Annotated in this window: 7 protein-coding genes and 1 pseudogene; 4 read left to right on the forward strand and 4 right to left on the reverse strand. The window is 43.6% G+C overall.

Translation table 11 applies throughout. The features are described 5' to 3' along the window. A pseudogene (locus tag O9324_RS22855) lies at nucleotides 1–238 on the forward strand (zinc ribbon domain-containing protein); the annotation flags it as partial. Between the two features lie 10 nt (nucleotides 239–248). Here the strand turns inward: O9324_RS22855 and O9324_RS22860 are convergent. Continuing rightward, nucleotides 249–386 (reverse strand): hypothetical protein, encoded by a 138-nt coding sequence (locus O9324_RS22860; protein ID WP_288141393.1) that lies wholly within the window; start codon nucleotides 384–386, stop codon nucleotides 249–251. 192 nt (nucleotides 387–578) lie between these two features. Here O9324_RS22860 and O9324_RS22865 point away from each other — a divergent pair, with 192 nt between their 5' ends. After that, on the forward strand, nucleotides 579–1,961 hold the full coding sequence (locus O9324_RS22865; RefSeq protein ID WP_288141390.1) for an aromatic ring-hydroxylating dioxygenase subunit alpha: 1,383 nt from the start codon (nucleotides 579–581) through the stop codon (nucleotides 1,959–1,961). Between the two features lie 22 nt (nucleotides 1,962–1,983). Here the strand turns inward: O9324_RS22865 and O9324_RS22870 are convergent, their stop codons facing one another. Beyond that, nucleotides 1,984–4,107: a serine/threonine-protein kinase gene (locus O9324_RS22870; RefSeq protein WP_288141391.1), complete on the reverse strand. Its 2,124-nt coding sequence runs from the start codon at nucleotides 4,105–4,107 to the stop codon at nucleotides 1,984–1,986. A 208-nt stretch (nucleotides 4,108–4,315) separates the two neighbouring features. Here O9324_RS22870 and O9324_RS22875 point away from each other — a divergent pair, with 208 nt between their 5' ends. Beyond that, nucleotides 4,316–4,984 (forward strand): hypothetical protein, encoded by a 669-nt coding sequence (locus O9324_RS22875; RefSeq protein WP_002766168.1) that lies wholly within the window; start codon nucleotides 4,316–4,318, stop codon nucleotides 4,982–4,984. A gap of 328 nt (nucleotides 4,985–5,312) precedes the next feature. Beyond that, nucleotides 5,313–6,482 (forward strand): HhoA/HhoB/HtrA family serine endopeptidase, encoded by a 1,170-nt coding sequence (locus O9324_RS22880; RefSeq protein WP_288141392.1) that lies wholly within the window; start codon nucleotides 5,313–5,315, stop codon nucleotides 6,480–6,482. Between the two features lie 345 nt (nucleotides 6,483–6,827). Here O9324_RS22880 and ltrA read toward each other — a convergent pair whose 3' ends face one another. Beyond that, nucleotides 6,828–8,639, reverse strand: a complete 1,812-nt coding sequence (gene ltrA / locus O9324_RS22885) for a group II intron reverse transcriptase/maturase (RefSeq protein ID WP_287627076.1) — start codon at nucleotides 8,637–8,639, stop codon at nucleotides 6,828–6,830. Nucleotides 8,640–9,267: 628 nt separating this feature from the next. Beyond that, on the reverse strand, nucleotides 9,268–9,420 hold the full coding sequence (locus O9324_RS27360; protein WP_287627075.1) for a zinc ribbon domain-containing protein: 153 nt from the start codon (nucleotides 9,418–9,420) through the stop codon (nucleotides 9,268–9,270). Between the last annotated feature and the right edge of the window lie 1,116 nt (nucleotides 9,421–10,536).

The raw sequence follows: 10,536 nt of genomic DNA on the forward strand, positions 1-10,536 counted from the left end.
TCTAAAAGGTGTAGTAATTGCGGGTATATTGCCCTTGAAAATGCCGTTAAATATTCGAGAGTGGGATTGTCCAGACTGTGGGACTCACCATGACCGAGATGTTAACGCTAGTAAAAACATTTTGGCCGCAGGGCTTGCGGTGTCAGTCTGTAGAGCGACCTGATGACCAGAACAGAGTAAATCTGTTAAGGCAGGTGCGGAACCCCGCAAGGGAAAGAAGCAGAAACCTAAATCGTGAGGTTTGGGAATCACCGTCCGTTTACGGCGGTGAGGATGTCAACAATCTTGTCAAATTTTTGATTAACGTCCCTTTGTAGATTGTCTATTTTTCCCTCGATCCTGGTCAGAATAGTTTCTAGGGAATAAGTGACGGTTTCTCCTGACATTCTGGTAAACTCCCCTTAGTTTTATCTTGCTCCTTCTCCCATTCTCGCTTTATCCATGGGAGACTACCCTTTATTATCACCCCAAAATATAGCGCCGGTGGTTGTTTCCCCAGCAGATACCGGCATCTGTCCCCTTTTGTCGATTAAATTTGTTAGATTTTGGAGGAGAAATGTTAACTTATTTTAAAATTTATGTTGAGCAGCACTGCTACCTATCCCGTCGGGGGAACCGATATCGATCGCTTTGATTGTCGTCAAGTTTGGTATCCTATCTACTACGTCAAAGATTTAGACAAAAAGCAGCCCCAACGCTTTACTCTACTAGAAGAGGATTTAGTGATTTGGTGGGACAAAAATCAGCAAGAATGGCGAGTTTTCGAGGATAAATGTCCCCATCGCTTGGCTCCTCTCTCAGAAGGTCGTCTGAACGAAAGCGGACATCTAGAATGTCCCTATCACGGTTGGTCTTTTTCCGGAGGGGGAAACTGTGAATTTATTCCCCAACAACCGGAAAACAGTCAAGCTAACACTTCTCGACGCGCTTGTGTGCGGTCTTTTCCCACGGCTATCCGTCAGGGATTATTATTCGTTTATGCGGGTAATCCCGAAAATGCTCCCCTGACTGCGATTCCAATTATTGAACCCCTGGAGGAGGATGGTGATGCTTGGATTTGTTTGGATACATTTCGAGATCTACCCTACTCAGCCGTCACTTTAATGGAAAATATTATCGATTCTAGTCATATTCCCTATACCCATCATCTCACCATCGGTAATCGGGCCAATGCCGCTCCTATGGAATTAGAAATTATCGAGTCCAATCGTCAGGGATTTAAGGGAATTTGGCCCGAAGGACCGCGTAAAGGTCAATTAGGTCAGCAATACAGCAATTTTATCGCCCCCGGATTAATTTACCACGATCTCACCTCGGAAAAGTTCGGACGGACTTTAACCGTAGTCTATGCAACTCCCATCCGTCAGGGAGAATGTCGTCTCTTTGCGCGTTTTCCCTTTAAATTTAACTCTAAGTTGCCGAAATTCTTCATTAAGCTTACCCCTACTTGGTATTCCCACATCAATCAAAATGCTATTCTCGAAGATGATCAGATTTTTCTCTACTATCAAGAGCGTTATCTGCAAGCTCAGGGAGGTAGTCAGAATTTTAGTCAAGCTTGTTATCTCCCCACCAAAGCGGATTTATTGGTGTTTGAGTATCGCAATTGGGTTAATCAATACCAAGCTGATCCTTTCGCCGGTCAACCTTTTCCCTCCCGACAATCAAAAGAGATTCTCCTCGAACGCTATCACTCCCATACCAAAAATTGTGCTGTTTGTCAAGGGGCTTTAAAAAATATTAATCGTCTGCGGGGGTTAACATTAGCGATCGCTATTATTCTTGGTCTATCTTTACCACTTTTAGCTCTAATTTTCGCTCAATCGGCCCTTGTTCCCGTGACAGTGCTGACAGCATTAACTGTAATTATGGTGGCAGCTTGTTGGCGCTTGGGAGAACTGAAAAAACAGTTTTATCAAGGACGGGAATTATTGCCGAGAAATACCGGTAAAAAGCGATAAAGCTCCCGAAAAAGAGCGGAAGTTAGGGAATCTGTTCCTCATTATCGACTTTGGGGGTTTGGTTTTGGAGAGATTGCTGAAGTTCTTGCCAGCGAGTTTCTGCCAGTTGTTTTTGTGCCTGCACTTCTCGGTCATTGGAACGATAACGAAGTGATTCTTGATAAGCTTGAATCGCTCGCTCGTATTGACCGAGTTTAAACCAACTATTGCCTAAACTTTTCCATGTTTCGGGGTTATCTTTTTGTCTTTGAATCGCCTGTTGATAGGCATTTATAGCTTGGTAATTGTCGCCTAAACGATACCAAGCGTTACCGATACCGATAAAAACTTCGGCTTTTTGGGAAGAAATGCGGCGAGCTTTTTCGTAGGATGCGATCGCTTCTTTAAATCTTTCCATTTGATGAAGTAATATCCCTTGATTTAACCATGCTTGATAATAATTAGAATTGGCTTTAGTTGCTTGAGTAAATGCCTCCAAAGCTTCGGGTTTGCGGCCTAATTTTTGCAGAATAATCCCTTGACTATAGTGAGCTTGGGAAAATTGGGGATTAAATTGTCCAGCTTTGCTATAACTTTCTAAAGCCTCATTAATTTTATTTAATTGATACAAACTATTACCTTTTTGATACCAAATTAAGGCATTATCCGATTCGATCGCTAGAGCCTGATCGTAGGCTTTAACTGCCCCTTCATAATCCTCAAGATTTTGTAATGACCAGCCTTTTTTATACCAGGTTTTGGCATCATTTTGCTGAAAAGTTAACAATTTGTCAAGAGCTTTTTGGGCGGCGGAATATTGTTGCAGTTCTAGATAGATATCGGCCTTACCTTGCCAAGCTTGACTAGCGGCAGGATTAAGAGATAAGACCCGCTCAAAACTTTCCAAAGCCTCTTGATTTTTGCCTAATTTATCTAAAGCTTGCCCGCGACCGAGCCAAGCTGGCCAAGCGGAATCTGGGTTAATTTGAATAGCTTTTTCGTAGATAATTAAAGCTTCCGAGTATCTTTGTAAAGCTAATAAAGCATCAGCTTTTCCTTGGAATGCCTCAAGATAATCGGGATTAATTTTTAAGGCTTGATCATAGTAATTGAGGGCATCGGTATAGCGTTTGAGTTGATAAAAAGTCTGACCTTGTTGATAGTAACGAAGAGAATTACGAGAATTTTTCCAATAGTCAAAACCCAGATAAGAACCTGCTATTAAGCCAATTGTCCCACAGACAGATAAGATTTTTTTTAACCAAGATTTCCCTTGACGAGCAACTTGATCTTGAGATTTCACCACCTGGGTAGTTTTCGGAGCGAGATGATGAATTTTCCCTAATTTTCTCAGATCGATTAATGCTTCACTGGCGCTGGTATAACGCTGACGAAAATCATAGCGGATCATGCGCTCGATAACATAACTAAACTCGGCGCTAGTCATGGCCAAATGTTGCCAGAGAATTTCTCCCGTGCGAGCATCCAGTGGAATCTCTTCGGTATCTTTACCGGTTAAAGCTTGTAATCCAATAATACCAGTGGCATAGATATCGCTACTAAAACGCGGATAACCTTGGGCCTGTTCACTGGGGAAATAACCAGGGGTACCAATAGCGATGGTAGAAACGGTTTTACCTTCTTTAACCACTTGAGTGCTAATTTGTTTGACAGCACCAAAATCAATTAAAACCAATTGATGATCTTGGCTGCGACGAATAAGATTGAAGGGATTAACATCGCGATGGATCACCTGTTTCTGATGGACAAATTCGAGAATTGAGAGAATTTCTGTTAATAAAGCCACCACTTTCCCTTCATCTTGCCTATAGACACCGGCAGTAATTTCTGTGGCTAAATCTTCCCCTTCAATGTATTCTTGCACTAGGAAAAATTGCCCATTTTCCTCAAAATAAGCAAATAAACGGGGAATATGGCGATGAATGCCCAATTCTTGCAGGATTTTCGCCTCGTTTTCAAAGAGTCGTCTAGCGATGGCTACAGTTTCGGCATCCTGGCACTGGGGTTTAAATTGTTTGATCACACAACGATTTTGATTGGGTAACTGGCGATCGCAGGCCAAGAAAGTCTGTCCGAATCCCCCTTTTCCCAATTGACGGATAATTTGGTAGCGATGACTAAGGATTTTTCCGGCAGCGAGTTCCATAGACGATGGCAATCTAGGGTTTTTTACTATTCTAGGCTTTTCGGCTCTCTTTTGCGGTCGATGGACAAAATGCGGAAACTTTCCCATTCTACTTTTTTCCCTATAGAGAGGGAAAAAATTCCCTGTTGAGGGGACTGACATGACGGACAGAAAAAAATAATCTAGAAACAGAGAAAGTTCACTGTCGTTTTTTGAGAGGATAACCGCTATGTCTATCAATCCTGTTACTAGAGCCAGTACAGCCTTACTGATTACCCTGCTCATGGGTTCCATGTCCGGTACTTTTCCCGTCCTCGCTCAAAGTAATATTAATCGGCAAAGTCTCATCGCTCAACAAGTCTCGATTCCGGCGGGAACAGTTATCCCTTTGAATTACGAGAAAGCCGATAAAATTTTAGTTTCTAAAAGTGATGTTATTCCTCTGACTTTAACCGTAGCCAGAGATATTCGTAACCGGAATGGGATTGTGGTGATTGCAGCGGGAAGTGAAGTCAAGGGTACTTTACAAGCCGTGGGCCAAGGTGTGCGGTTTATTGCCGATGAAATTCGCCTCGATGGGGGCAATCGCACTATTCCCCTCAATGCTAGTTCGCGATTAATTACTACCACTGAAACCGTGCGTAAAGGGGCAAAAACTCAAGATATCTTAGCGGGAACCGTCGCCGGTGCGGGGGCAGCCACAGCGATCGCTGCTCTTACGGGCGATCGCAAGATCGAAGTTCTCGATGTCTTAGCGGGGGCAGCCGTGGGAACCCTTGCAGGATGGGGTTTACCGACGGCGGGAATTGTCGGTGGTAGTTCCGTGCAGTTATACTCTGTTAACCCCGATCGAGATTTAAATATTACCCTGCAATCGCCCCTAGTGATTAGAGATTAGTTAGGGTCTGCTGGCGGACTTGGTGTCAACTAATTGGTTTAAGCTGCCCGCGCCTTTAAATTGCTTGTTGAGACGAGACAAGAGACAAGAGACAAGACCCCCCAACCCTAGGGTTGGGTAGGGTTGATTCATGAATCAACCCTACCCTCCCAACCCTACCCGACATCGGGGTGGCAAGGGGTGGCAAGGGGGGGTCAGCTAATCTAAGGATAGGCGGTTAAGATGCGTCTTAGTTTAATCGGAGCGATCGATTTGTTAGATTTTTAATAGTCGGTCTGTGAACCGATGGACAGAAACAGTCAAAACATCAGAATTTAGAGATCAAAGTATGAAACTTCCTACAGGGTTACGGCGAACTATTACCCATGCTTTGGCAACTTTTCTGGGAGTTATGCTCGGTTTTAGCAGTTTAGCGGCGGTAAATGCTCAAAATCTGCCCACTGCTGCCGCAGAGCTGCCCAGAATCCCCCCAGAGATGACGGCGGAAAGTTTTGTCGCTAAGGCAGTGGCGCGCACGGGTGCGGCGGTGGTGCGAATTGACACCGAAGCAATCATTACTCGTCCCAATAGCCCCTTTTTTGATGATCCTTTTTTTCAGGAGTTTTTTGGGGAACAGTTTCGTGTTCCCACCCAGCAGCGAGTGGCAGGCCAGGGATCGGGTTTTATTATCGATGGCAGCGGTTTAATCTTAACTAATGCCCATGTGGTGGATAATGCCGATAAGGTAACGGTAACTTTAAAAGATGGTCGCAGCTTCAAGGGGGAAGTCCGCGGTACTGATGAGATCACTGATTTAGCCGTGGTGAAAATTAATCCCCAAGGGGAAAATTTACCTGTAGCCGTCCTCGGCAATTCCTCCTCCATACAAGTGGGGGATTGGGCGATCGCAGTAGGCAATCCCGTCGGTCTAGATAATACGGTAACTTTAGGAATTATTAGCACGATCGGGCGCTCGGCGGCTAAGGCGGGTATTCCCGATAAACGCATTGATTTTATCCAAACCGATGCCGCTATTAACCCGGGTAATTCCGGCGGTCCTTTACTCAACGCCCAAGGGGAAGTCATCGGCATCAATACGGCGATTCGTGCTGATGCCATGGGCATCGGTTTTGCCATTCCCATCGACCGGGCCAAGCAATTACAAGCGACCCTAGAATCAGGTCAAAAGGTGGCCCATCCCTATATCGGTGTGCAGATGGTTAATCTAACTCCCGATTTAGCCCGGGCCAATAATCAAAACCCCAATTCTCCCCTGATCGTGCCAGAAGTGGCGGGAATTTTGGTGGTGAAAGTCCTACCCAATACCCCCGCCGAAAAAGCTGGGATCCGTCGCGGGGATGTGATTGTCACAGCTAATAATCAACCGGTTAGCGATGGCGGTGAGTTACAGGAAATGGTGGAAAAAACCGGGATCGGTCAATCTTTACCCCTAAGAATCAGAAGGGGTGAAAGGGCGATCGATCTCACCGTAATCACCGCCCAAATGTCGAATCAGTAATCGGCAGTCAGTGATCAGTGATCAGTTATCAGATGTGAGTTTTCATACCTTGATTGAGCAGGGACGAAAATCTTTTCAGGACTCGTAGCGTCGTTGACACTCCCCGAAGCACTCCTGCGAGGGATTCTTCATTCACGGGGAGATGCCTTGCAAAAGCAGTGCCTTTACTTGGTCTTACTCTCCCTCAGCAAAGCAGTAGCGGTATGCCCTACCGCCAAAATTCGTAAACCTTCCGGGGTCGAATAATTAAAGTCAGTAAGAGAGTCGCCTCTCCTACTGCTCTACAAAACGGAACGTGACAATTTCTCGTCATTCCGCTCCTCAACTACACGGGGTTTGTCATTCCTACGTCATTACCAACATATCCTTTACCCAGATGTAATTATCTGGTATGGGCGGTTCTGGCTTGACACTATTGCAGTCAGATTTGTTGCCTAGACTGCCATCATTGGCTGTCTTTTCATCATGGCAATGTCGATGAAGAAGTTGGAGGTTATTGTAACTGTTATTCCCCCCTAGTGATTTAGGGGTGATGTGGTCTATCTCCATTAAATCCCCATCTCTTAAGAAGTGTCCACAGTGAGTACATTTCCCTTTTTGCTTTTTCAACAGTTTTGAAATTTCTGTTGGCATTTCGGGATGAGTCCCCATTCTTGAACTCCAATAAACTAGGTTTCCATCGTAGGGTGAGGCGTTCCCTTTGACCTTCACATAGCGTCGGATTTCCGTTTCTCTATGTTCGTACAACCTTAGAGGATTATTTTCTTCTCTGGTTGTGAAAGCCCAGTTATTGCCACCTATTGTGTGAAAGTGTCTTTTAGAAATCCACTTTCTTCCTTTGTTTCGATGGCGTTTTATCCCCCATTTGATGAGTTTATGCCCTAGGATGTGGGTTAATCTTTCAAAGATTTTCTGACTAACCACTGTTGAGAAGTAATTGCACCATCCTCTTATTACAGGGTTTAACCTTTTAATGAGTTCAGCTTGGTTGATTCCCTTGCTGGTGTTTATGATGCGTTTAAGTTCTCTATAGTGTCTTATTTGACTCTCTTTGTTAGGGGTTATTATTGTTTTGAAACCAAGCAGATTACCTCTGACTTTTCCCGAGGTGTATTTACCGACGGGAAATTGTCTTATATTAAACCCTAGAAAGTCGAATCCAGCTTGTTCGCTTTCATGTTCTCTCAGTGTGTGGGCTATTCTTGTTTTACTTGGTTTTAACTCAAGTCCGATGTTTTGTAACCATCCCTCTATTTCCTTTTTGATTAGGAGAATAACCCCTAGGTTTTCATGTAGTACCACAAAATCGTCTGCATATCGGATTAAGGTCACTGATTTTATTTTGTCTCTAACACTCATTTGTGTCCCGTCTTTGCGTTTCATGTCAAATGAGGGTGCTAGATTCATAACCAATTCCTCTAACCCATGAAGTGCTATATTTGCCAATAATGGCGATAACACTCCGCCTTGCGCTGTACCTTCTGAGGTTGGGAATAACTGTTTGTCGTCTATGACTCCTGCTTTTAACCATGATTTGATTTGTTTCCTCATGGTTGGGTAGGTGTTAAGTTTTTCTAACAGTTTTTGATGGTCAATGCGGTCAAAGCATTTAGCTATATCTGCATCAAGAACATACTTGGCCTTTTTGTTAATGGCTTGGAATATCCCTGCTATAGCATCGTGACAAGAGCGTCCTACTCTAAATCCATAGCTGTTAGGCTCGAATTTGGCTTCCCACTCTGGTTCTAGTACCAGTTTAGCTAGTGCTTGTAAGGCACGGTCTTTCATGGTAGGTATTCCTAAAGGTCGTTTTTCGCCGTTGGGTTTGGGAATCCATACTCGGCGTGTGGGTTTGACCTTTGTTCCCAAGTTTAGTTCAGTCATTAGGGTTAACCGTTGTTTTGGGGTTAGAGATTTAACTCCATCCACACCTGCGGTTTTCTTTCCTTGATTGTCTTGGGTTACTCTACGCACCGCTAACGCTTTAGCACTGTAGGACTTTAACAATAATTTTTGGAGTCTGTGAACCTTCTTGACATCTCCACAACTAGACGCTCTGAAAATTCGTTTTTGTAACTTAAAAACCTGACGTTCAACCTTTTTCCAATTGATGTCTTGCCAAGTCTTCCATTTATCCATCTGTTGAACAGTGGTCATAACTTTTACATTACTACTTACAACTTTTCATTCCCTGTAATCGTGAGTCCGTCTGCCTATCCTATTCGTTACAAATAGGCGTTGGCTTTTGACTCAATCTTTCCCTACTATTACCTGCTGTATTGCCGAGTTTTCGTCTTAGCTGACTGCTCTTAGTTTTCGACCTTTACTAAAGAGTAATAATCGGGTTACTTCGTTCCTCATAACCTTTGGTTTGTTCCCTTTAGGATGTCATCTTTTTACCGAGTTTTTGGGTAACGCTTGGTATATCGATACAAATCCTTATACCACCCTATACTATTGACCTTTTGGTACTGGCAGTGTGTCAGCCTTATTTCACTGCTTCGCCGTAACGGTAATTCGGACGATGACTTAACTTTCGTTATCCATAGGAACTTGCTTACGGTTGACTTATTTAGGCTATAAGTCGCTTTTTCCGCTCGATTCCCTGCTTTACGGATTGATGGCTAGTCGCTACCGTAAGGGCGTTTGCTTTCATTCCTGCGTCTGGAAGGTAAGACTTGGGGTTTCTAGGATACTAGCCCTCACTTACAAGGTTATGAAGTTGTCATCTGCTGAGGATTAAAGTGCGTACTCAACCCAGTTAGGGTTACTCAACAGAAGCCAGTCATCCCCCTATTTCTAGGTTTCGACTGAACGAATCGCACTTAATTGCGGCATTGATGTCTCTATCGTGGGTTTCTCCACACTTAGGACATTGCCAACTACGAATATCTAAACAATTAGTCCCCCCATAGAACCCCCTTGAGCCATCTTGCACACTTTTCTCTTTTTGTCAAATTTTATGTTAAGAAAGATGTGACTAATGGATAGCTTTCAAGGGGGGCAGGGGGGATCAAAGACAAAATTTATCTTCCGACTAAGCCAATATTTCCCAGACAAGTAGATAAATTGGCTCCTGTGACTCCACCGATGGCAGGAATAACAAAATCGAGCTTTTTAGCCATATTTTTGCGAAATAATCAATTTAGTCATCGGGTTTCTCCTATAGAGTGTAGCCTAGTTTGTTATCGACGACTGACTCCCCAAAGTGGTACTTTTCCCTCCTGCCCCCTGCCCCCTGCCGACCGCCTCTTTCAAGTCAGTCCCGATGAAAAAATTTTCACCCCCACAGATGAAAGAGGTTTCCTTCCCCACACCCCCAGGGTTGATTCAAGGTAGGGTTGATTCAAGGTAGGGTTGATTCATGAATCAACCCTACCCACGCACCACACCCCACACCCTCTTTCAAGTCAGAGGCAATCAGGGCAAAATGATAAGTATTTTATATGCAAATACCTTCAATGCTTAAAAATATTTAAATTTACAATCGGTAATATTTATTTTTACTTAAGAATTTATTGAGAATAATTTTTATTTATTTACGAGGTTGCAATACTTCCAGCGATTCTGGTATAATTTTGCATTATGCTATGATGGCCTTTGTTGTAATTTTTAGGGTTTTAATGGTCTGGGTTATCTTAAAACCCTTGTTAAATCTAGATTTTTCCCTTGAGCAAAACCAAACACTTTCGCCAATTATCCCTTTTTTCCCGAACAACGTTGATCTAATTTTTGTGTAGTTTTGTTGCAAAGTCAAAATTTTTTTGACAAAATGGCTAAATTGTGCTAAGGAGATAGATTGTTGATAGGTGGCCATTCAAACCGAGGCAATCAATAATTAGGACTTGCTGAATAAGTTTGTTGGTGGGGTTAGGAGTCGGTGGTCGGGAGGGGAAGTGAGAAGATCAGACAGAATTTGACATCCTCGCCGCCCTAAAAGTGCGGCGATTCCTAAACCTCACGATTTAAGTTTCTGCTTCCACCACCGTCGCATACCACAGTTAAAAAACCATGTACTGTCTTACACAGAGTCCACAGACTTTCGCCCCATTTC

It is taken from the genome of Microcystis sp. LE19-84.1B (assembly GCF_027531875.1).
Classification (GTDB): domain Bacteria; phylum Cyanobacteriota; class Cyanobacteriia; order Cyanobacteriales; family Microcystaceae; genus Microcystis; species Microcystis panniformis.